At 71.5% G+C, this 22,501-nt stretch carries 15 protein-coding genes; 1 reads left to right on the plus strand and 14 read right to left on the minus strand.

All coding sequences use genetic code 11. From position 1 onward, the window contains the following. Nucleotides 1-58 precede the first annotated feature (58 nt). From CGL27_RS17840 to proB, 3 genes are all read right to left on the minus strand, one after another. Nucleotides 59-1,357: a glutamate-5-semialdehyde dehydrogenase gene (locus CGL27_RS17840; RefSeq protein ID WP_119988353.1), complete on the minus strand. Its 1,299-nt coding sequence runs from the start codon at nucleotides 1,355-1,357 to the stop codon at nucleotides 59-61. 91 nt (nucleotides 1,358-1,448) lie between these two features. Continuing rightward, on the minus strand, nucleotides 1,449-1,910 hold the full coding sequence (locus CGL27_RS17845; RefSeq protein ID WP_078641402.1) for a hypothetical protein: 462 nt from the start codon (nucleotides 1,908-1,910) through the stop codon (nucleotides 1,449-1,451). 272 nt (nucleotides 1,911-2,182) lie between these two features. After that, a complete protein-coding gene (proB, locus tag CGL27_RS17850; protein WP_119994437.1) occupies nucleotides 2,183-3,361 on the minus strand; it encodes a glutamate 5-kinase in 1,179 nt (392 codons plus the stop codon). A 343-nt stretch (nucleotides 3,362-3,704) separates the two neighbouring features. Between proB and CGL27_RS17855 the strand changes: the two genes are divergently transcribed. Further along, complete coding sequence (locus CGL27_RS17855; protein ID WP_119988356.1) at nucleotides 3,705-5,816, plus strand: hypothetical protein; 2,112 nt, start codon at nucleotides 3,705-3,707, stop codon at nucleotides 5,814-5,816. Between the two features lie 164 nt (nucleotides 5,817-5,980). On the opposite strand, the gene obgE is transcribed toward CGL27_RS17855, so the two are convergent. The 11 genes from obgE to mreC all read right to left on the minus strand — a co-directional run bounded on the left by obgE (nucleotide 5,981) and on the right by mreC (nucleotide 22,357). Further along, the gene (obgE, locus tag CGL27_RS17860) at nucleotides 5,981-7,414 is read right to left on the minus strand and encodes a GTPase ObgE (RefSeq protein ID WP_119988359.1); all 1,434 of its coding nucleotides are present in this window, start codon (nucleotides 7,412-7,414) and stop codon (nucleotides 5,981-5,983) included. A gap of 139 nt (nucleotides 7,415-7,553) precedes the next feature. Further along, nucleotides 7,554-7,811: a 50S ribosomal protein L27 gene (rpmA, locus tag CGL27_RS17865; RefSeq protein ID WP_014060683.1), complete on the minus strand. Its 258-nt coding sequence runs from the start codon at nucleotides 7,809-7,811 to the stop codon at nucleotides 7,554-7,556. 14 nt (nucleotides 7,812-7,825) lie between these two features. Continuing rightward, nucleotides 7,826-8,146, minus strand: coding sequence for a 50S ribosomal protein L21 (rplU, locus tag CGL27_RS17870; protein ID WP_078641406.1), 321 nt, complete (start codon nucleotides 8,144-8,146; stop codon nucleotides 7,826-7,828). A 243-nt stretch (nucleotides 8,147-8,389) separates the two neighbouring features. Then, the gene (locus tag CGL27_RS17875; RefSeq protein ID WP_240450540.1) at nucleotides 8,390-12,460 is read right to left on the minus strand and encodes an Rne/Rng family ribonuclease; all 4,071 of its coding nucleotides are present in this window, start codon (nucleotides 12,458-12,460) and stop codon (nucleotides 8,390-8,392) included. A 222-nt stretch (nucleotides 12,461-12,682) separates the two neighbouring features. Further along, a complete protein-coding gene (locus CGL27_RS17880) occupies nucleotides 12,683-13,459 on the minus strand; it encodes a TIGR03936 family radical SAM-associated protein (RefSeq protein WP_119988362.1) in 777 nt (258 codons plus the stop codon). A 149-nt stretch (nucleotides 13,460-13,608) separates the two neighbouring features. Next, nucleotides 13,609-15,531, minus strand: a complete 1,923-nt coding sequence (locus CGL27_RS17885) for a TIGR03960 family B12-binding radical SAM protein (RefSeq protein ID WP_078641409.1) — start codon at nucleotides 15,529-15,531, stop codon at nucleotides 13,609-13,611. Nucleotides 15,532-15,603: 72 nt separating this feature from the next. Then, the gene (locus CGL27_RS17890; RefSeq protein WP_119988365.1) at nucleotides 15,604-17,241 is read right to left on the minus strand and encodes a CYTH and CHAD domain-containing protein; all 1,638 of its coding nucleotides are present in this window, start codon (nucleotides 17,239-17,241) and stop codon (nucleotides 15,604-15,606) included. A gap of 35 nt (nucleotides 17,242-17,276) precedes the next feature. Then, nucleotides 17,277-18,410: a rod shape-determining protein RodA gene (gene rodA, locus CGL27_RS17895; protein WP_237299876.1), complete on the minus strand. Its 1,134-nt coding sequence runs from the start codon at nucleotides 18,408-18,410 to the stop codon at nucleotides 17,277-17,279. 65 nt (nucleotides 18,411-18,475) lie between these two features. Beyond that, nucleotides 18,476-20,620 carry a penicillin-binding protein 2 gene (mrdA, locus tag CGL27_RS17900; RefSeq protein ID WP_119988368.1) on the minus strand — a complete coding sequence of 715 codons (2,145 nt, stop codon included), beginning with the start codon at nucleotides 20,618-20,620 and terminating at the stop codon, nucleotides 18,476-18,478. A gap of 75 nt (nucleotides 20,621-20,695) precedes the next feature. Next, entirely contained in the window at nucleotides 20,696-21,406 is a 711-nt protein-coding gene (gene mreD / locus CGL27_RS17905) for a rod shape-determining protein MreD (protein ID WP_043241082.1), read from the minus strand. A gap of 6 nt (nucleotides 21,407-21,412) precedes the next feature. Then, nucleotides 21,413-22,357, minus strand: coding sequence for a rod shape-determining protein MreC (mreC, locus tag CGL27_RS17910; RefSeq protein WP_078641413.1), 945 nt, complete (start codon nucleotides 22,355-22,357; stop codon nucleotides 21,413-21,415). Nucleotides 22,358-22,501: the final 144 nt, after the last annotated feature.

Consider the following 22,501-nt stretch of genomic DNA (forward strand, 5'->3'; position numbering starts at 1 on the left):
TTCGGGGGAAGATCCACCCCAGCGCCGCCGGGAATCGGGTACCCCCCGAACGGGTGAGTCAGCGGGTGTGGCCGTCGCCGGTGACGATGTACTTCGTCGATGTCAGCTCGGGCAGCGCCATGGGCCCCCGGGCGTGCAGCTTCTGGGTGGAGATGCCGATCTCGGCGCCGAAGCCGAACTGCCCGCCGTCGGTGAACCGCGTGGAGGCGTTCACGGCGACCGTGGTGGAGTCCACCAGCTGGGTGAAGCGGCGGGCGGCCTGCTGGGAGGACGTGACGATGGCCTCGGTGTGCCCGGAGGACCACAGGCGGATGTGGCTCACCGCGGCGTCCAGGGAGTCCACGACACCCGCCGCGATGTCGTACGAGAGGTACTCGGTCTCCCAGTCCTCGATCACCGCCGGGACCACCGTGGCCTTGGAGCCCTCCGCGAGCGCCATGACGCGCTCGTCCGCGTGGACCGTGACCCCCGCCTCGGCCAGCGCCTCCAGGGCGCGGGGCAGGAACCGGGGGGCGATGTCCTGGTGCACCAGCAGCGTCTCCGCCGCGTTGCACACGCTCGGCCGCTGGGCCTTGGAGTTCACCAGGATCTCGACCGCCATGTCGAGGTCGGCGTCGGCGTCCACGTACACATGGCAGTTGCCGGTGCCGGTCTCGATGACCGGGACCGTGGACTCCTCGACGACCGTCCGGATGAGGGACGCGCCGCCGCGCGGGATCAGCACGTCCACCAGGCCGCGGGCGCGCATCAGCTCGCGCACCGACTCCCGGCTCTCGCCCGGCACCAGCTGCACCGCGTCCGCGGGCAGCCCCGCGCCGCCGACGGCGTCGCGCAGGACCTTCACCAGCACGGCGTTGGAGTGGGACGCCGACGAGGAGCCACGCAGCAGCACCGCGTTGCCCGACTTCAGGCAGAGCGCCGCGGCGTCCACCGTCACGTTCGGCCGGGCCTCGTAGATGATCCCGACGACGCCGAGCGGAACGCGCACCTGGCGCAGGTCGATCCCGTTGGGCAGCGTGGAGCCGCGCACCACCTCGCCGACCGGGTCGGGCAGCGCGATCACATCGCGGACATCGGAGGCGATGGCCCGCACCCGCTCGGGGGTGAGCGTCAGCCGGTCCACGATGGCGTCGCTGGTGCCGGCCTCACGGGCCCGCTCCACATCGGCCGCGTTGGCCTCGACGATCTCCTTGGTGCGCACCTCCAGGGCGTCGGCCATCGCGAGCAGCGCGTCGTCCTTGACGGCGCGCGGCAGCGGCGCGAGATCGGCGGCCGCGGCCCGGGACCGGTAGGCGGCCTGGAGGACCGGGGACTTCGGCCAGGGGTCGGTGAGCGGCGACGTGGGTGCGCTGGTCATGCACGAAGCGTACTGAGCCGACGGGCGAAAGCCGCGCGCTATTCCGCAGTTCGAGATGGCATTCTCATATCCCGGCGCCGCACATCCATCCTCAGAACGGATGCACGCCCACCGGGGAGGCCGGTGGCGGCCCGTACCCCTCCGCGACCCGCTGGTGGTACGTATCACGGTCGATGACCTCGAGCCCCACGATCTCCCAGGGCGGCAGCTTGGCCGAGGCCCGGTGCTCGCCCCACAGCCGCAGCGCGACCGCCGCGGCGTCGTGCAGATCACGGGCCTCTTCCCAGTAGCGGATCTCGGCGTGATCGACCGCATAGCGGCTGGTCAGCAGGAACGGATGGTCATGGGCCAGCTGCTCCAGAGCCCTGCGGACCTCCCGCAGCGGCGCCTCGCTCCCCGAGACGCTGAGGGTGATGTACCACAGCCGGGACGCCTCGCCGCGCTCGGCGGCGTGCGCCATGGCGTCGCCGGTCGCGGCGTCGCCCGCTCCGACACTGGTCAGGGTGCGCTCCGCCGCCCCTCTGGGCGACGCCCCCGGGCGCCCTCGTCTCACCGGCGGCCTCCTGTAACTCGCTGCTCCGCTCACGCGCGGGCGGAGCACTCGTGACGGTGCCATGGCCGCGGCGTTCCGCTCGGTCTCCGCCGCGTCTCCCACAGCCGGCGCGCTGCCCCGCGCGACCCCGTTGAACAAAGTTGACCAGCCCTCGCCCGCCCGCGGGGCGCTTTTGAGGTTTTTCGGAGGTGGGTGTTTTCCACGGGCTCGCTTCTCCCTCCGGCTACCGCCGGGAGGTGTCCCCGCCGGGGCGCTCGGGCCGCCGGAGCGGCTCAGTCCAGGAGGACGAGGTCGTCGCGGTGGACCACCTCGCGCTCGTAGGCCGGGCCGAGCTCCCGGGCCAGGTCCCGGGTCGAGCGGCCGATCAGCTGGGGAATCTCCTTGGCGTCGAAGTTCACCAGCCCACGGGCCACGGGGCGGCCCTGGGTGTCCCGCAGCTCGACCGGGTCACCGGCGGTGAATTCGCCCTCCACGGCCGCGATCCCGGCCGGCAGCAGCGAGGTGCGCCGCTCCACGACGGCCCGTACCGCACCGTCGTCCAGGGTCAGGGCGCCACGCGGCGCGGAGGCATGGGCGAGCCACAGCAGCCGGTTCGCGGAGCGGCGGCCGGTGCGGTGGAAGAACGTGCCCGTATGGCGGCCGAGCAGGGCGTCACCGGCCCGGCTGGCGGAGGTGAGCACCACCGGGACCCCGGCCGCGGTGGCGATCCGGGCCGCCTCGACCTTGGTGACCATGCCGCCGGTGCCCACCCCGGAGCGGCCCGCGCTGCCGATGGAGACGCCGTCCAGGTCCTCAGGGCCCCGGACCTCGTCGATCCGGGAGGTGCCGGGGGTCCTGGGGTCCCCGTCGTACAGGCCGTCCACGTCGGAGAGCAGCACCAGCAGATCCGCCCGTACGAGATGGGCGACCAGGGCCGCGAGCCGGTCGTTGTCGCCGAACCGGATCTCGTCCGTGGCCACCGTGTCGTTCTCGTTGACGATCGGCAGCGCGCCCATGGCCAGCAGCTGGTCCAGGGTGCGGGTGGCGTTGCGGTAGTGGGCGCGGCGGCTGGTGTCGTCCGTGGTGAGCAGCACCTGGCCGACGCGGCGCCCGTAGCGCGCGAAGGAGGCGGTGTAGCGGGCCACCAGGAGCCCCTGTCCGACGCTCGCGGCCGCCTGCTGGCGGGCGAGGTCGCGGGGGCGCCGGTCCAGGCCCAGCGGCGCCAGTCCGGCGGCGATGGCGCCGGAGGACACCAGCACTATCTCCTTACCGTTCGCGCCGCCCCTGCCGCCGCCCCTGCCGCCGTCGCCCTTACCGTCGCCGTCCCTGCCGCCGTCGCCCTTACCGTCGCCGTCGAGCACCTTGGCGAGCACGTCGACCAGCGCGTCCACACGGTCCGCGTCCAGGCCCCCCGCCGCAGTGGTGAGGGAGGACGAACCGATCTTGACCACGATCCTCCGGGCGGCGGCCACCTCGTCCCGTACGGCCGACCCGTCCTGCTCCGCCACGCCGCTCCCCTGCTCGTCCCCGGCTCACACACGTCCCGAAGAAACGCATGCCCTACACACTCATCATGACAAGTGGGCAATCTACGACAGACGAGGCCCGGCCCGCCTCGGCATTTCAGCCCCCGGACACCATCCGCGCACACCGCCTTACGCACCGGCGCGAGCACCGCGCGGGCCTCCTCGGGTGACCATTGACACCGATTGCGACCGGTTGGCACCGGCGCGGATTGTCACCGGGCGGGGCGTCGGCATACGGTCAGGGGTCCCCCCGTCAGTCCCCCTCGCCCTCCTGCCAGGAGCCCATCCCGTGCCCTCTGCCGGAATCGCCCCACGCCGGGTCGTACAGCTGACGGCGCTGCTCGCGATGCTCGTGTTCTTTGCCACACAGCTCGTCGGCGCCGTGCTTCCGAACGTACCGCTTTTCATCGCCGCCTCGGCGTGCGGTCTCGCGCTCGATCTCTTCCTTCAGCACAAGCAGCCCGGTCTGCTGTCGCTGCTGGGCAAGATCCGCCTTGACGTCACGGTGCGCCAGCTGTTCCGCGACATGCTCATCATGGTCGGGCTGCTGCGCATCGAGGGCATCAATCCCCTGCACGAGCAGGCGCCCCTGACCGTGGGACTGCTGCTGTTCTACCTGGTGCACTTCGCCTGCCAGGCGGCGGCCATCCTGGTCCGCCGGAGCCGGCAGCTGCCGTTCGTCACGCGCAACATCGACGCGTCCGCGCTGCGCCTGAGTGAGGCCCCGCCGCGGCTGTTCGCCCGTCAGCACGGGCGCCGTCTGCTGCGTCTGGCCGCGCCGGCCACCGCCGGTCTGCTGATCACCGCCGGCACCAAGGACGCCGTCTGGGGCGGTGCCGGTCTGGCGATCGCGCTGCTGATCGGCATCGGCGGCACGGCGCACCTGGCCTCCTGGATGCTGCCGCGCAAGCGCGTGGCGAACGAGGCCGCGGCCCTGCGGTGGCTCGACAAGTGGCTGGCCGACTACCAGCCGACCGTGGGGATGTACTTCTCCGGCGGCAACTCCTCGGCGTACCAGGCGAACATGTGGCTCTCCACGCTCGCCGCGCTCGACGGAAAGCCGATCATCGTGCTCCGTGAGCGGTTCATGGTGCAGAAGATCGACGCGACGGACGTGCCGGTCGTCTGCCTCCCCAAGGTGGCGCATCTGATGCGTCTGGAGCACTCGACGCTCAAGGTGCTGCTGCACCCGGCCAACTCCGGCAAGACCTCGCAGGTGCTGCGCATCCCCTCGATCAAGCACGCCTTCATCAACCACGGCGAGAGCGACAAGCTCTCCAGCTGCAACCCGTACGCCAAGGCGTACGACGAGGTGTGGGTCGCGGGCCCGGCGGCACGCGAGCGCTACCAGCTCGCCGACATCGGCGTCGAGGACAAGGACGTCGTGGAGGTCGGCCGGCCGCAGCTTGCCCCCATCCGCCCCTACGCGGGCGTGCCCACCGGCGCCCTCGGCGGAGCCGGTACGGAACACTTCACCACCGTGCTGTACGCGCCGACCTGGGAGGGCTGGGACGGCAACCCCGGTAACACCTCGGTGATCCTGGCCGGTGAGAACATCGTCCGCGAGCTGCTCACCGACCCCAAGGTGCGCCTGCTGTACAAGCCGCACCCGATGACCGGTTCGGTGGACCCGCGCGCGGGCCGCGCCAACGACCGCATCAGGGCGATGATCGCCGAGGCGAACACCAAGCGCACCGGCGACCGCCCCGGCCCGGAGGCCGCCGCCGAGCTGGCCCGGTGCGCCGATGAGCTCAACCGGCTCACCAGCACCGCCTTCCGCCCCAGCGCGGACGAGATCGAGCGCATGAAGCTCCAGGGTGCCCCGGATGGCGACCGCGCGGCGGCCGTCACCGCGGCCACGACCGCCTGGGAGAGCGCCTATTGGGCCTCGCTGCCGGTCTGGGAGCACCAGATCATCACCGGCCCGCGTCCGGCGATCTTCACCTGCTTCAACCAGGCCGACGTGCTGATCAGCGATGTCTCCAGCGTGGTCTCGGACTACCTCACGAGCGAGAAGCCGTACGCGGTGGCGAACACCAGCGGGATGACGGAGGAGGAGTTCCGGGCGGGCTTCCCGACGGTGCGCGCCGCCACGATCCTCACGCCGGAGGCCAAGGGCACGGCCGGACTGCTGGAAGCTGTCCGCGACCCCGAGAAGGACACCCTCGCGGCCGCCCGCGCCGAGCTGAAGGTGCATCTGCTCGGCCCGTCCGACCCGCCGTCGCTGGTGCGCTTCAACCAGGCCACGCAGGAGCTGTGCGACAAGGCCGATGAGCGCCGGGCCCGGATGGCCACCCGGCTGTCCGACGAGATCCCCTCGCAGCGCGAGGCCCGGGACGCGGCGGAGGAGATGGAGCTGGAGTCCGGCTCGCCGGAGCCGGAGGAGACCGCGACGGTCTGAGACCGGCCGTACGCGCGGCTGAGCGCGACCGCCGAGAGCGACGACGAAGGGGCCCGGGAGATCCCTCCCGGGCCCCTTCGTCATGGCACCTGCCAAGCGGCGCGGAGACGCCCGCTCAGACCGTTCAGAGCCCACAAAGGGGCCAGGGGGCGGCTACGCACCCCTCAGAACGGCTTGAACGCGTCGTACTCCTGCTCCGCCTCGTCCCGCTCGACATCCCGCTCACGCCGCCGCTGCGCGGCCGGACGCGGGGCGTCGAAGCGGTGATCCTCGCCGCGGCGGCCCAGCATCTCCGCGCCGGTCGCGAGGCTCGGCTCCCAGTCGAAGACGACCGCGTCGTCCGCGGGGCCGATGACGACCTCGTCGCCCGAGTGGGCGCCCGCCTTCATCAGCTCTCCCTCGACACCGAGGCGCGCCAGGCGGTCGGCGAGGTAGCCGACGGCCTCGTCGTTGGCGAAGTCGGTCTGGCGGACCCAGCGTTCGGGCTTCTCGCCCAGCACGCGGTAGAAGCCCTCCTCGGCGACGACCCTGAAGCCCGCGTCGTCCACGGCCTTCGGCCGGATGACGATCCGGGTCGCCTCCTCCTGCGGCTTGGCCGCCCGCGCCTCCGCGACGATCTGCGCCAGGGCGAAGGACAGCTCCTTGAGGCCGAGATGGGCGACCGCCGAGACCTCGAGGACCTGGTAGCCGCGGGCCTCCAGTTCGGGCCGGATGATGTCGGCGAGGTCCTGGCCGTCGGGGATGTCGACCTTGTTGAGCACGACGACCCGCGGCCGGTCGTCCAGACCGCCGTACTGGGCCAGCTCCGCCTCGATGACATCGAGGTCGGTCAGCGGATCGCGCTCGGACTCCAGGGCCGCGGTGTCCAGCACATGCACCAGCACCGAGCAGCGCTCGACATGGCGCAGGAACTCCAGGCCCAGGCCCTTGCCCTGGCTGGCGCCGGGGATCAGGCCGGGGACGTCGGCGATGGTGTAGACGGTCGAACCGGCCGTGACCACACCGAGGTTGGGCACCAGCGTGGTGAACGGATAGTCGGCGATCTTCGGCTTGGCCGCCGAAAGCACCGAGATCAGCGACGACTTGCCGGCGCTCGGGTAGCCGACGAGGGCCACGTCCGCGACGGTCTTGAGCTCGAGGACGACGTCCCCGGAGTGACCCGGCTCACCCAGCAGCGCGAAGCCGGGGGCCTTACGGCGGGCCGAGGCGAGCGCGGCGTTGCCGAGGCCGCCGCGGCCGCCCTGGGCGGCGATGTAGGTGGTGCCCTGCCCGATCAGATCGGCCAGGACGTTGCCCTGCTTGTCGAGGACGACGGTGCCGTCCGGGACCGGCAGGATCAGATCGGTGCCGTCCTTACCGGAGCGGTTCCCGCCCTCGCCGGGCTTGCCGTTGGTGGCCTTGCGGTGAGGGCTGTGGTGGTAGTCGAGGAGCGTGGTGACGGACTGGTCCACGACCAGGATCACATCGCCGCCACGGCCGCCGTTGCCCCCGTCCGGCCCCCCGAGCGGCTTGAACTTCTCGCGGTGCACGGAGGCGCAGCCGTGGCCCCCGTTACCCGCGGCGACGTGCAGTTCGACGCGGTCCACGAAGGTGGTCATGACGGGTGCCTCCAGTTAATGCGGATTCAGGGGTGTTCTGATGTGCCTCACGCTCGTAACGCGCCGAGGGCGGACCCGCTTCCCGTCACGGGAAGAGCGGTCCGCCCTCGGAAAGGCTGTGCGATATCGCCCGGGCTGATTACTCAGCGACGGGGACGATGTTCACGACCTTGCGGCCCCGGCTGGTGCCGAACTGCACCGCACCGGCGGCCAGCGCGAACAGCGTGTCATCGCCGCCGCGGCCGACACCCGTGCCCGGGTGGAAGTGCGTGCCGCGCTGGCGGACCAGGATCTCGCCCGCGTTGACGGTCTGGCCGCCGAAGCGCTTGACGCCGAGCCGCTGGGCGTTGGAGTCGCGACCGTTCCGAGTGGACGATGCGCCCTTCTTGTGTGCCATCTCTCCTCAGTCCCTTACTTCGCAGCCGAGTCGATGCCGGTGATCTTCAGCGCGGTGTGCAGCTGGCGGTGGCCGATCCGCTTCCGGTAACCGGTCTTGTTCTTGTACTTCAGGATGTCGATCTTCTCACCCTTGTGGTGATCAACGACCTCGGCGTGAACCCGCACGCCGGCCAGCACCCACGGGTCGCTGGTGACGGCATCGCCGTCGACAACGAGCAGAGTCGAGAGCTCGACGGTGTCGCCGACCTTGTTGGTGGCCAGACGGTCGACCTCGATGACATCGCCCACGGCCACCTTCTGCTGGCGGCCGCCGGTGCGCACGATTGCGTACACGCGGTTCTCACTCTCTCGCTAGAAAACGGGACCTCTGATGCCAGCCGCCCAACACGGCCCACGAGGGGTCGTGACAACCGAGTGATTCATTTCGATTCACCATCGGCCGAACGGCCTCTTCCGGCGAAGCGGAAGGGATGTGCTCAGGGGTTTGGCGTATAGACGCCGAAGGTTAAGGCTACCAGAGCCCGGAGGGGCACCCTGCCACGTGACAGGGTGCCCCCGGTCGGCCGTACGGCCAGGTCAGTCGTCGGCGGCGGCCGAGACCGACCGCGGAGTCTGCTGCTCCGCCGCCGCGGTCTTCTTCGTCGCCGACTTCTTGGCGGTCGTCTTCTTCGCCGTGGTCTTCTTGGCCGTCGTCTTCTTCGCCGCCGTCTTCTTCTCGGCGGTCTTCTTGGCCGCCGTCTTCTTGGCGGGGGCCTTCTTGGCGGCCTTACGGGCGGTCTTCTTCGCCGGCGCCTCGGACTCGGCCTCGCCCTCGGGCGCCGCCTCCGCCTTCGGCTCGGGCTCCGACTCCGCCGAAGACGCGCTCACGACCACCACGGCCGCCTCCTCGGAGCCCGTCGGCGAGCCCGCGGGGGCGGTCACCTTACGGGTCACCCGACGACGCGTACGCGGCGCGGGAACGGCCTCCAGCGGTGCCGCGGGCTCCGGCTCCTCGACGGGAGCGGCAGCGGGGGCCTCGGCGACCGCCTCCGCCTTGGGCGCCTCCCTCGGCTCGTCGGCCACCACGACCACCGAGCCCTCCGACTCCTTGGCGGCCTTCGGCGCGCCCGCCGGGGCGGACGCCTTACGGGTGGCACGGCGGCGCGTACGCCCACGGGTCGCTGCGGCCTCGGCCTCCGCGGCGCTGCTGTACAGCTCCTCGTCGGCCGCGAAGACCGGCTCGGGCTCCTGCTTCGGGTGAGTGGCCTCCGCCGCGATCTCGGCCGCCGCCTCGGTGACGTCCTCGGGCTCGGCCTCGGTCACGGCGGCCTGCTCCTGCTCGGCCGGCTGCTGGGCGCCACCGGCCGACTTCTTCTTCTTGCGCTTGCCGCCACCGCCGCCGGCGGCCGACGCCTGGTCCATGTGGACGATCACGCCGCGGCCGTTGCAGTGCACACAGGACTCGGAGAAGGACTCCAGCAGCCCCTGGCCGACCCGCTTACGGGTCATCTGGACCAGGCCGAGCGAGGTGACCTCTGCCACCTGGTGCTTCGTACGGTCCCGGCCCAGACACTCCAGCAGCCTGCGCAGCACCAGATCGCGGTTGGACTCCAGCACCATGTCGATGAAGTCGATCACGATGATGCCGCCGAGGTCACGCAGCCGCAGCTGGCGCACGATCTCCTCGGCCGCCTCCAGGTTGTTCCTGGTGACCGTCTCTTCCAGGTTGCCGCCCTGGCCGGTGAACTTGCCGGTGTTGACGTCGATGACGACCATCGCCTCGGTCCGGTCGATCACCAGCGAGCCGCCGCTGGGCAGCCAGACCTTGCGGTCCAGCGCCTTCATCAGCTGCTCGTCGATCCGGTAGGTGGCGAAGACGTCGACGTCCGAGGTCCACTTCTGGAGCCGGTCCGCGAGGTCGGGCGCCACGTGCGAGACATAGCCGTGGATGGTCTCCCAGGCGTCGTCACCGCTGACGATGACCTTGGAGAAGTCCTCGTTGAAGATGTCGCGGACGACCCGGACGGTCATATCGGGCTCGCCGTAGAGCAGCGACGGGGCGTTACCGCTCTTCGACTTCTTCTTGATCTCTTCCCACTGCGCCTGCAGCCGGGCGACGTCGCGGGACAGCTCCTCCTCGCTCGCCCCCTCGGCGGCGGTGCGGACGATCACGCCCGCGTCCTCGGGGACGATCTTCTTGAGGATCTGCTTCAGCCGCGCCCGCTCGGTGTCGGGCAGCTTGCGGCTGATGCCGGTCATCGAACCCTCGGGCACATAGACCAGATAGCGGCCCGGGAGGGAGACCTGGCTGGTCAGCCGGGCGCCCTTGTGGCCGATCGGGTCCTTGGTGACCTGCACCAGGACGGACTGGCCGGACTTCAGGGCGGTCTCGATGCGGCGCGGCCCGTTGGAGAGCCCCAGCGCCTCGAAGTTCACCTCGCCCGCGTACAGCACGGCATTGCGGCCCTTGCCGATGTCGACGAAGGCGGCCTCCATCGACGGCAGCACGTTCTGGACCTTGCCCAGGTAGACGTTGCCGACGTAGCTGGTCGCCTGCTCCTTGTTCACGAAGTGCTCGACGAGGACGTTGTCCTCCAGCACGCCGATCTGGGTACGGTCGCCGTTCTGCCGGACGACCATGACCCGCTCGACCGCCTCGCGGCGGGCCAGGAACTCGGCCTCGGTGATGATCGGAACGCGGCGGCGGCCCTGCTCACGGCCCTCGCGACGGCGCTGCTTCTTGGCCTCGAGACGCGTCGATCCCTTGATCGACTGCACCTCGTCGGCGCTGGACTCGGATTCCTTGCCGCGCCGCTCACGGGGCTCCCGGGGCTCGCGGACCTTGACGACCGTACGCTCCGGGTCATCACCGCCCGCCTCCGCCTCGACCGCGTCGCCGCTCCGACGGCGGCGCCGACGGCGACGACGGCTGCTGGCGCTGCCGCCGCCGTGCTCACCGGCCTCGGCGTCCGCCTCGTCCCGGCCCTCGCCCTGCTCCTCGGCGCTCTCGCCCTCGGCGGCCGACTCGTCCTCGTACCGCTCACCGGTCTCGGCCTCGGAGCGCCCCTCGGCGCCCTCGCCCTCGGCGGCCTCACCCCGGCGACGGCGACGTCCGCCCCGGCGGCGGCGACGGGCCGGACGGTCGCCCTGCTCCTCATCGCCGTGCTCGCCCTCGGACTGACCGGACTCGGCCTCGACGGCCTCGGTCTCCTCGGCCTCCGGCTGCTCCTCGGCGGGCTCACCGCCACGGCGGCGGCGCCGACGGCGGCCGGTGGGCGCCTCGGGCTCGACGACCTCGGTGGCTTCCTCGGCCGTCGGCTGCTCCTCTTCCTCCTCCTCGGTCTCCTCCAGCGCGGCGGCGGCCTCGGCGGCGGCGCTCTCCGGCGTCTGGAAGACCGGCTCGGTGAAGACCGGCGCCTGGAACACGGCCGTCGGCGGGCGGACCGCCCGGCGCCGCGAACGGGGCGCGGGCTCGGCCTCGGCGGCCGGGGCCTCGGCCTCGGCGGTCTGCGGCTCCGGAGCGCTGCTCGGCTCCTCGGCGGCGGTGCCTCGGGTGGCGCGCCGGCGGGCGCGGCTACGCGGCGCCTCCTCGGCCTGCGCACCGGCGGGCTCCTCGGCGCTCTCGCCCCGCTGCTCGGCGGCGGGCTCCTCGGCGGCCTCGGCCTCCGCGGGCGTTCCGGCGGGGGCGGTGGCCTTACGGCTCGCACGGCGACGGGTACGGGCGGGTGCCGGGGGCACGGTCTCCGCCTCGGCCTCGGCCTCCACGGCCTCCTCCGGCTCCACGACCTCCGCCTCCGCGGGCGCACCCGCCGGAGCGGTGGTCTTACGGGTCGCACGACGACGCGCACGGGTACGCGGGGCCTCGTCGGCCGGGGCCTCATCGGCCGGGGCATCGGCTGCGACTGCGGCTGGGGCCGTGGCCTCGTCACCACTGCCACCAGCGGCCGCCGCAGACGACGCGTCCGCGTCGGCGGCCTCCGCCTGCGGCGGGCCCGCGGGGGCCGTGGCCTTACGGCTCGCACGACGGCGCGTACGGGCAGGGGCCGCGGGCGCGGTCTCCGCCTCGGCCTCCGGAGCCGCAGCGGGCTCCTCGGCCTGCTCAGGCGCCACGGTCTCCGCCTCCGCGGGCGCACCCGTCGGAGCGGTCGCCTTACGGGTCGCACGGCGACGCGTACGGGCGGGCGGAGCGGCCTCGGGGGCGGCTTCCGCCACGGGCTCGGCGGCGGCCTGGGGCTCCTCGCCGCCATGGCCGGCATCGGCCGTCACCACGGTCTCCGCGGCCTCCGGCGAACCCGCCGGAGCCGTCGCCTTGCGCGCCACCCGACGCCGCGCACGGGCGGGCGGAGCGGCGGATTCGGTGTCGGACCCGGATGTGGATCCGCTCGCGGTGATCCCGGCGGCACCGGCGGCGACGGGCTCGGAAGCGGCCTCGGACGCGGCGATGGCAACGATCTGATCAGCCGGTATGGCCGGCGATGAGGGCGTGGTGACCTCGGCGCCGCTCACTCCGCCGACCGGCGGACCGGCCGGGCGGGAGGCCGCACGGCGGCGGCGCGGCGGCAGCGTGTCGCTGGGCGTGCTCTCGATGGGATCCCCGGGCGCCGCGGCACGCGGCGCGGACGGCTCAAGGGGCTGGACAGGTTGGGTCGGCTCAATTGGTTCGAGCATGCGGGCGTTTCTCCCGTCACGCTCCCGGGCGCCGCGCCTGCCTCCGGCCGGCCACCCGCGCACTGTGCGCGTGTCCCGCCGCCCGGGGCGCGGTCGCCGCACGGGAGCTGTCGTCTCGCTCACCGGGACCGAATGTGTCGGGACCGGCGAAAGTCTCCTGGTCAGTGCGCCAGCCGTACCCGGGTGGCTCCCAAGTGCATCGGCGGCGCATCGACGGCGGCCCTACGCGGAACCTCCCGGCGCCGTCGCGGCGGTCAGCTCGGCGGCCGTGGTTGGGGCGGCCTGAACTGCCTCGCGATCGGGCGCGAGCGGGTCGGTCACCGTGCCGGACTCCTCATCGAGCAGCCCCTGCGCCAGCCTGGTCACCGCTGCGGGGACCGGCGGCGCCAGGTCGGCCGTAGCGCGGAGACCGGACAGGACGTCGTCGGGTCGCACGGCAGGTGTCAGATGCCGTACCACCAGCCGCAGTATCGCACAGCCAGCGTCTCCGGGCCTATCGGCCCGAGGCGGAAGCACCTCCAGCCGGGCCACCGCCGCACGGGCGTCGAAGGTTCGCAACCCGTTTTTCGTCCGGCGCTCCACCTCGACCGTGTCGGCCTCGAGGAAGGCGGCGGCGGCACGCTCGGCATCCGCCTGGGCGACCTGGTCGAGCCGGATCTCCCATACGGATGCCTGCAGCCGGTCGGCGAGCCCCGAGGTGCGGGCCTCCACGGCCTCGATCACATCGAGCCCCGCGGGCAGCGACTCGTTGAGCAGCGCCCGGAGCTTCTCGGGGTCGCGCGTCTCGGTCAGCTGGATCTCCAGGTACTCCGCTTCGCTGCCGGTGCCGGTGGGTGCGGCATTGGCGTAGGACACCTTCGGATGCGGGGTGAAGCCCGCCGAGTAGGCCATCGGCACCTCGGCGCGGCGCAGCGCCCGCTCGAAGGCGCGCTGGAAGTCGCGGTGGCTGGTGAACCGGAGGCGGCCGCGCTTGGTGTAACGCAAACGGATGCGCTGCACCGCGGGAGCGGGCGGCGGGCCTTCGGGCTGTCGCTTGCCCAGGGGACTGTCTCCTTGTACTTCCTTGCGGTCGAGCACCAGGGCCGCAGGGCCCCGGTCTCTTCCAGCCTACTTTGTGGGCAACCCGGTGGCGGAGGGCCGCCGGACGGCTACTTCACCGACAGCGGCAGCAGCTTCCGGCCGGTGGGGCCGATCTGGATCTCGGTCTGCATCTGCGGGCAGACGCCGCAGTCGAAGCAGGGGGTCCAGCGGCAGTCCTCGACCTCGGTCTCGTCGAGCGAGTCCTGCCAGTCCTCCCACAGCCAGTCCTTGTCGAGGCCCGAGTCGAGGTGGTCCCAGGGCAGGACCTCCTCGTAGGTGCGCTCGCGCGTGGTGTACCAGTCGAGGTCGAGGCCGAACTGGGGCAGGGCCCGCTCGGCGCACTCCATCCACCGGTCGTACGAGAAGTGCTCACGCCAGCCGTCGAAGCGGCCACCGTCCTCGTAGACGGCGCGGATGACCGCGCCCACCCGGCGGTCGCCGCGCGAGAGCAGACCCTCGACGATGCCGGGCTTGCCGTCGTGGTAGCGGAAGCCGATCGAGCGGCCGTACTTCTTGTCGCCGCGGATCCTTTCGCGCAGCTTCTCCAGCCGGGCGTCGGTCTCCTCGGCGCTCAGCTGCGGAGCCCACTGGAAGGGGGTGTGCGGCTTGGGGACGAAACCGCCGATCGAGACGGTGCAGCGGATGTCGTTCTTGCCGGACACCTCGCGGCCCTTGGCGATGACCTTGGTCGCCATGTCGGCGATCTGCAGCACATCGTCGTCGGTCTCGGTGGGCAGACCGCACATGAAGTACAGCTTCACCTGCCGCCAGCCGTTGCCGTACGCGGTGGCCACCGTACGGATGAGGTCCTCTTCGGAGACCATCTTGTTGATGACCTTACGGATGCGTTCACTGCCGCCCTCGGGGGCGAAGGTGAGGCCCGAGCGGCGCCCGTTGCGGGTCAGCTCGTTGGCGAGGTCGATGTTGAAGGCGTCCACCCGGGTCGACGGGAGGGACAGGCCGATCTTGTCCTCCTCGTACCGGTCGGCGAGGCCCTTGGCCACGTCGCCGATCTCGGTGTGGTCGGCGGAGGAGAGCGACAGCAGGCCGACCTCCTCGAAACCGGTGGCCTTCAGCCCCTTGTCGACCATCTCGCCGATCCCGGTGATCGACCGCTCGCGCACCGGGCGGGTGATCATGCCCGCCTGGCAGAAGCGGCAGCCACGGGTGCAGCCGCGGAAGATCTCCACCGACATCCGCTCATGGACGGTCTCGGCCAGCGGCACCAGCGGCTGCTTCGGGTAGGGCCACTCGTCGAGGTCCATGACGGTGTGCTTGGACACCCGCCACGGCACGCCCGAGCGGTTCGGCACGACGCGCGCGATCCGCCCGTCGGCCAGGTACTCCACGTCGTAGAACTTCGGGACGTAGACGCTGCCGGTACGCGCGAGACGGAAGAGCAGCTCATCGCGGCCGCCCGGGCGGCCCTCGGCCTTCCAGGCGCGGAGGATCGCGGTCATGTCGAGCACGGCCTGCTCACCGTCGCCGATCACCGCGCAGTCGATGAAGTCGGCGATCGGCTCCGGGTTGAACGCGGCGTGGCCGCCCGCGACCACGACGGGGTGGTCCTCGGTGCGGTCCGCGGCGTCCAGGGGGACGCCCGCGAGGTCGAGCGCGGTGAGGAGGTTGGTGTACCCCAACTCGGTGGAGAAGGAGACGCCGAGGAAGTCGAACGCGGACACCGGGCGGTGCGAATCCACGGTGAACTGCGGCACCTTGTGCTCGCGCATCAGCTCCTCGAGGTCCGGCCACACGCTGTAGGTGCGCTCGGCGAGCACACCCTCGCGCTCGTTGAGGACCTCGTAAAGAATCATGACGCCCTGGTTGGGGAGACCGACCTCGTAGGCGTCCGGGTACATGAGCGACCAGCGGACGTCGCAGGAGTCCCAGTCCTTGACGGTGGAATTGAGCTCACCGCCTACGTACTGGATGGGCTTCTGCACATGCGGCAGCAGGGCCTCGAGCTGTGGGAAGACCGACTCGACAGACATCGCGGACTTTCGTGAAGCTGACAGGGGTGACCCTCTAGCGTACCTGCCGCGCCGGACTCCCTCGCCACGGATCTACGACTCCAGCGCCGCCCGGTGCTTCTTACGGGAGACATCGGCCCACAGACCGGGCAGCTCACGCTCGCGGGCGGCGGCCCGCGCCTCCTCCCTGCCGTACAGCAGGCCGAAGGTGAAGTCACTCTCCCCCGCGCCGTGGGCCTGGGTGGCCAGCGCCCGCAGCGCCTCGCGCACGACGACGCTGTCCTGGTGGTCGCCGAGCACGTCCTGTACGGCCTGCATACGGCGGGCGAACTTCTTGGCGGGCCTGCCGAGCGCGGGCCGGGCCGTCTCCGCGGCGTAGCGGACGCGCTTGGCGGCCTTACGGGCCTGATGGACGGCCACATCGCGGTCCGGCCCCGCGGGCGTCTCCAGGGCGGTGGCCATGCGGGTGGCGAGCCGCCCGTAGTCGCGCAGCACGGCCCCCACGACCACCGGCGCGGCCGGCTTCGCGGCGGCGGGGCGCAGCGGCGGATCGGCCGCCAGGGCGTCGAGGGTGTCCAGGAGCGTGAGATAGCGCTCGCTGTCCAGCGCGCCCAGGACGGCCGCGCGGGCGCCGTCGCGGCGCCCCTGCGACCAGTGGTCCAGCCGGTTCCGCACCGGGCCGAGCCGGAGGTCGTCCGGCAGCTCGGCGAGACGGCCTTCGAGCCGCTCGGTGAGCACCTCGCGGTCGCGTTCCACACCGAGCTCACCGGCCAGCCACTTCAGCTCGTCGCCGATCGGATCGGTCACCGTACGGTCCAGGACCTTGCGGTAGGAGCGGAAGGCGCTGCGCAGCCGGCGAGTGGCGACCCGCATCCGGTGCACCGCGTCCGGCAGGTCCCTGCGCACGGCGGGGTCCAGCCGCACCATGGCGTCGATCTGACGGCGTACGTAGTCCAGGACGACGTCGTCGGCGCCGAGCGGCCGCCGGACCGCCGACGCGGCCTGCTCGACCTGGCGGGCGCTCTTCGCGGGCTTCCCGGGCTTGGCGGACCGGCCGGGCCCGTCTCCGCCGGTCTCGACCGCGACCGCGGCCTTCTCCGTCTCGGCCAGGGCCTTGGCGAGCTTGGAGGGGGTGTCGGCGCGGTGCAGACCGCCGTCGCGCAGTCGCCCCTCGACCGCGTCGAGCAGCCGCTGATCGTGGCCCCGGCCCTCGGCGAGCTCGACCTCGACCTCGGTCCACCGCACCGGTTCGCTCTCCTCGGGCGCCAGCCGCCGGGCCGTGACGCGGTCGACGGACACCTCGGCGAGCACGGTGCCGTCGGCGTCCACCAGATCCTTACGGTCCCGCTCGGTGTGCAGATGGGCGAGCGGGCGCAGCGGATCGTGGCGGACCCGCGAGCGCAGCAGCGCGGCCATCTCTGCGGGTACCTCGACGCCGAGCGGCGCCTGCAGCTCCTCCCGGGTGTCCGGGCCGACGGGCAGCTTCAGATGCCAGCCCTCGTCGGCGCCGCCGGTGCGGTGGCGCAAGGTGATGCCGTCGGCCAGCAGCCTTCGCCCGGGGGTGTCGTAATAGGTGGCCTCGAGGGTCGCGACACCTCGGCTCACCACGGTCGCGACCGGACCCGCCCCGGTCAATTCGGGAAGACCCGGCAGGTCGGGCCGCCCGGACGGACCGGCTTCTTCGGCGGTGGCCTCGTACTTGCGTTCTATCTCCTGCTTCGTGTCCACCATGTGATGTCACGTACCCGAACTGGGGCCAATCAGCCCTAAGCGGAGACGGGCCGCTGCACTCGGATGGACTGCAGCAGCCCGATCGCGATCCATACGGCGAACATCGAGGTTCCGCCGTAGGAGACGAACGGCAGCGGCAGACCGGCCACCGGCATGATGCCCAGCGTCATCCCGATGTTCTCGAACGACTGGAAGGCGAACCAGGCGATGATCCCGGCCGCGACGACGGTCCCGTACAGCTCCGTGGTGTCGCGCGCGATCCGGCAGGCGCGCCACAGCACGACCCCCAGCAGCACGATGATCAGGCCCGCGCCGAGGAAGCCGAGCTCCTCCCCCGCGACCGAGAAGACGAAGTCGGTCTGCTGCTCGGGGACGAACTGACCGGTGGTCTGGGTGCCGTGGAAGAGCCCCTTACCGGTGAGACCGCCCGAGCCGATCGCGATCCGCGCCTGGTTGGTGTTGTAGCCGACCCCGGCCGGGTCGAGCGCGGGGTTGGCGAAGGCGGCGAAGCGGTCGATCTGGTACTGGTCGAGGACGTGCAGCTGCCAGATGAGCAGCGCGCCGACCACGGCCGTGAGGATCAGCCCGGCGATCCAGCGGTTGGACGCGCCGGAGGCGAGCAGCACGGCGAGCACGATCACCGCCATGACCATCACCGAGCCGAGGTCCGGCATCAGCAGCACGATCGCGATGGGCAGTGCGGCCAGGCCGAGCGACTGGACGACGGTCCGGTGGTCGGGGTTGAGCCGGTCACCCGCGTCCACGCGCGCGGCCAGCAGCATCGCCATGCCCAGAATGATCGTGATCTTGGCGAACTCACCCGGCTGCAGGGAGAATCCGCCGCCGACCACGATCCACGCGTGCGCCCCGTTGATCGTCGAGCCCAGCGGGGTGAGCACGGCGAGGACGAGGACGACGGACAGGCCGTAGAGGACCGGGACCGCGCCCCGCAGGGTGCGATGACCCAGCCAGACGGTGCCGATGGCGAGCACCAGCCCGATGCCGGTGTTCAGGGCGTGCCGGACCAGGAAGTAGTACGGGTCGCCCTGGTTCAGTTCGGTGCGGTTGCGGGTGGCGGAGTAGACGAGCGCCCCGCCGATCGCGGACAGGGCCAGCGCGGTGAGCAGCAGCACCCAGTCGAGGCGGCGCACGACGGAGTCGCGCGCCATGAGCTTGCTCCAGGTGCCGCGCTCCGGAGTGAAGCGGCGGACGGAGTATCCGTGCGTGGACGCGCTCACGAATCCCCTCCCCGCCGCCGCTCACGGGAAGCCGCCTCGAACTGCTTGCCCAGGGGCTGGGGCTCGATGGAGCCGTCCGAGGAGATCTTCGGCAGGTTGGCCTGCGGCTGGGGCAGCAGCGCCTTCTTCTTGTCGATGCCGCCCTTGGCGTCGACCCCGTACAGCGCGTTGTAGATCTTGCGCACCGCCGGGCCGGAGGCCCCGGATCCGGTACCGCCCTGGGAGATCGTCATGACGATCGAGTAGTCCTTGGTGTACGTCGCGAACCACGAGGTGGTCTGCTTGCCGTAGACCTCCGCGGTACCGGTCTTGGCGTGCATCGGGATCTTGTCCTGCGGCCAGCCCTGGAACCGCCAGGCGGCGGTGCCCCGGGTGGCGACGCCCGCGAGCGCGCTGTCGATCTTCTCGCGGGTCTGGCCCTTCATCGGCAGCTTGCCGTGCGACTCCGGCTTGATCTCCTGGACGTCCTTGCCGTCGGGGCTGACGACCGCCTTGCCGACGGTCGGGTTGTAGAGCGTTCCGCCGTTGCTGATGGCCGAGTAGATGGTGGCCATCTGGATCGGGGTGACGAGGGTGTCGCCCTGGCCGATGGAGTAGTTCACGGAGTCACCGGCGCGCATCTTCATGCCCTCGAGGCAGTTCTCGTAGGCGATCCGCTCGCCGTAGCTCCCATTCTTCTTGCCGGTCTTGCACCAGGCGTCCTTGTTGGCCTTCCAGTAGTCCTTCTTCCACTGGCGGTCCGGGACCCGGCCGGTGACCTCGTTGGGGAGGTCGATGCCGGTCTCCTTACCGAGGCCGAACTGGTGGGCGGTCCGGTAGAACCAGTCCCCCGGCTTCTTCTTGGGCTTGTTGCCGCCGTCCTTCTTCCACTGCTCGTAGGCGAGGTGGTAGAAGACGGTGTCGCAGGAGACCTCCAGCGCGCGGCCGAGGCTGATCCCGCCGTAGTTCTCGGACTCGAAGTTCTTGAAGACCTGGCTGCCGATGTTGAACGAGCTGGTGCAGGGATACGGCCCGTTGAAGGAGTAGCCGGCGTTGATCGCGGCGGTCGTCGGGACGACCTTGAAGATCGAGCCGGGGGCCGCCTGTCCCTGGATCGCCCGGTTGAGCAGCGGGTAGTTGGACTTCTTGCCGGTGAGCTGCTTGTAGTCCTTGCCGGAGATGCCGCCGACCCAGGCGTTGGGGTCGTACGACGGGTTGGACGCCATGGCCACCACCCGGCCGGTCTTGGCCTCCATGACCACGACCGCGCCCGAGTCCGCCTTGTAGTTGGTGCCGGTGTTCCGGTCGTGCTGCTTGCGGGCGTCCCGCATCGCCTGCTCCAGCTCCTTCTCCGCGACCGATTGGACACGCGAGTCGATGCTGGTGACGACGTTGTCGCCGGGACGCGCCTGCTGACTCTCCCGCTGACCGATGACACGGCCGAGGTTGTCGACCTCGTAACGGGTCACCCCGGCCTTGCCGCGCAGCTCGCTGTCGTACTGGCGCTCGAGGCCGTTGCTGCCGACCTGGTCCGAGCGGAGCAGGGGCGACTTGGTGTGCTCGGCCTCCTTCACCTGCTCATCGGTGACCGGGGAGAGATAGCCGAGCACCTGGGCGGCGTTGGAACCGGCGGGAGCGGCATAGCGGCGCACGGCGGTGGGCTCGGCGCTGATGCCGGGGAAGTCCTCTTCGCGCTCGCGGATCTGCAGCGCCTGCTTGGCGCTGGCCTCGTCCGTGATCGGGATGGGCTGGTACGGGGAACCGTTCCAACAGGGCTGCGGGGTCTTGGCGTCGCACAGCCGGACCTTGTCCATGACGTCCTTGGGCTTCATGCCCAGGACGTCGGCCAGGCGAGTGAGGGCGGCCTTGCCGTCGTCCGGCATCTTCATCAGCTCGGTGCGGCTGGCGGAGACGACCAGACGGGTCTCGTTGTCGGCGAGCGGCACACCGCGGGCGTCCAGTATGGAGCCGCGCACGGCGGGCCGGACGACCTGCTGGACGTGGTTGTTGGCGGCTTCGGCGGTGTACTCGTCGCCGTTGCGGATCTGCAGGTACCACAGGCGCCCGCCGAGGGTCAGCAGCAGCGAGAAGACCAGGATCTGGAGGCCGACGAGCCGGATGGTGACCCGGGGGGTCCGTCCGGTCTCGGGGATATTACTCATGGCATCCCCTGAGGGCGGTGGTGGGCGACGAGAGGACGGCAGAGGGGAGGGCGGCGGGCGGCGGGAGGGCCGTGCTCACAGGCGCTTGACCCCCTTGATGCGTGCCGTCCTGTTCTTCCCGGTGCGGGCCAGCAGCCCGCCGCGCTGGCTGCCGATCCGGGCCGCCCGGCCCGGACGCTTGAGCCGGCTCATCCGGCCGACCCGGCCGGTGCTGACGCCGCCCGCCGTGCTGATCCAGCGGGACGGGCTCTCACCGCCGCCGCCCGCGCTGTCGGCCATCGGATCGTTCTCACTCCGTCTGGCCAGCCCCATGATCAGCGGCACCGTGAAGGGTGCCAGCAGCAGGTCGTAGAGGGCCGCGGTGAACAGCAGCTTGCCCAGGCCCACCTGACGGGCCGCGTCGTCGCCGACGAGGATGCCGACCCCGGCGTACAGCAGCGTGGCGCCGATGGCCGCCGCCACGACCACCAGCATCGGCCCGGTGGCCGACCTGAGCTGGCCGGACTCCGGCTTGGCGAGCCCCGCCAGATAGCCGATGACGCAGAGCACCAGGGCATAGCGGCCGGCGGCGTGGTCGGCGGGCGGGGCGAGGTCGGCGAGCAGGCCCGCGGCGAAGCCGATGAGCGCACCGCCGGTGTGGCCGTAGACGAGCGCGAGACCGAGCACGACGAGGAGCAGCAGGTCCGGGACGGCGCCGGGCAGTTGGAGCCGGGCCAGCACACAGATCTGGACGACGAGGGCGAAGACCACCAGGCAGGTCGACAGGACGATCCGGTTGAGGTGCAGCATCGGTCAGCTCCTGTTGGCGGCCGGGCTCGTGGCGGTGGCTGAGGGGTTGGCCGTGACGGTGACCGTGGGCGTCGGCTTGGGCTTCGCGGGCTTGGGCGGCAGCACGGTGTCACGCGGGTTGCCGCGCGGCGGCTGGACGACGACCCCGACGATGTCCAGCTTGCTGAACCGCACGTACGGGCGCACTTGAAGCGTGCGGGTGAGATCCCCTCCGGTGGGGTCGACGCGCACGACCTTGCCGACCGGGACTCCGGGGACGAACGGCTTGTCCGCCTGGGAGCCGAAGGTGACCATCCGGTCGCCCGGCTTGATCCGGGCCTTGCCGTTGAGGAGCTGCACATGGAGCGAGCGGTCGCCGCGTCCGGTGGCGAAGCCGAGCTCGCCCGACCCCTCCATACGGGTGCCGACGGTGAAGTCCGGGTCGATGGCGAGCAGCACGGTCGCCGTCGAGGAGCCGACGGTGGTGACCCGGCCGACCAGCCCGTCGCCGTTGATGACGGTCATGTCGCGGCGGATGCCGTCGTTGCTGCCGATGTCGAGGGTGACGGTCCAGGAGAAGCCCTGGGCGGCGCCGATGCCGATGACCTGGGCGCCCTTGATGCCGTATTGGCCGGCGCCCGCGGTCTTGAGCAGCTTGTCGAGCTCGGCCGAGCGGGCGCGGTTGCGGGAGTCGTTGCCGAGCTTTTGCTTGAGCTTGGTGTTCTCTTCCTCCAGGCGGCGGACCCGGTCGCGCCGGTCACCGGATTCCCGTACGGCCGCGACGGCGTTGCCGACCGGGTCGACGGCGGACGCGACGCCGTCCTCCACAGGCCCGAAGACGGAGGCGGCGGCCTGACGGGCGCCGTCGAGGGGTGAGTCCTCGCCGCCGCGGATATCCACCGTGATCAGCGCGAACGCGATGGCGACCAGCAGCACCAGGAGCAGCCGGCTCTCTCGTGTGTCCCTCACGTGCGGCGACGTGCCTTCCTCGTCGAAGTCGGACCGGTGCCGGTGCCGGTGATGTGGTGACCGGCCGGTCCTGGGGAGCCTTATGCCTGTATATCAGCGTTCCGCCGCACGGGCAGCCAACCACCCGCACGGCCGGTTCGCCGG

The organism is Streptomyces sp. 11-1-2 (assembly GCF_003595545.1).
Classification (GTDB): Bacteria; Actinomycetota; Actinomycetes; order Streptomycetales; family Streptomycetaceae; genus Streptomyces; species Streptomyces hygroscopicus_B.

What these genes read in the sequence shown, in the direction of transcription:
- CGL27_RS17840 (WP_119988353.1), bottom strand. Translation starts at nt 1,357, where the DNA reads ATGACCAGCGCACCCACGTCGCCGCTCACCGACCCCTGGCCGAAGTCC.
- obgE (WP_119988359.1), bottom strand. Translation starts at nt 7,414, where the DNA reads ATGACCACCTTCGTGGACCGCGTCGAACTGCACGTCGCCGCGGGTAAC.
- rpmA (WP_014060683.1), bottom strand. Translation starts at nt 7,811, where the DNA reads ATGGCACACAAGAAGGGCGCATCGTCCACTCGGAACGGTCGCGACTCC.
- CGL27_RS17875 (WP_240450540.1), bottom strand. Translation starts at nt 12,460, where the DNA reads ATGCTCGAACCAATTGAGCCGACCCAACCTGTCCAGCCCCTTGAGCCG.
- CGL27_RS17885 (WP_078641409.1), bottom strand. Translation starts at nt 15,531, where the DNA reads ATGTCTGTCGAGTCGGTCTTCCCACAGCTCGAGGCCCTGCTGCCGCAT.
- CGL27_RS17890 (WP_119988365.1), bottom strand. Translation starts at nt 17,241, where the DNA reads ATGGTGGACACGAAGCAGGAGATAGAACGCAAGTACGAGGCCACCGCC.
- rodA (WP_237299876.1), bottom strand. Translation starts at nt 18,410, where the DNA reads ATGGCGCGCGACTCCGTCGTGCGCCGCCTCGACTGGGTGCTGCTGCTC.
- mrdA (WP_119988368.1), bottom strand. Translation starts at nt 20,620, where the DNA reads ATGAGTAATATCCCCGAGACCGGACGGACCCCCCGGGTCACCATCCGG.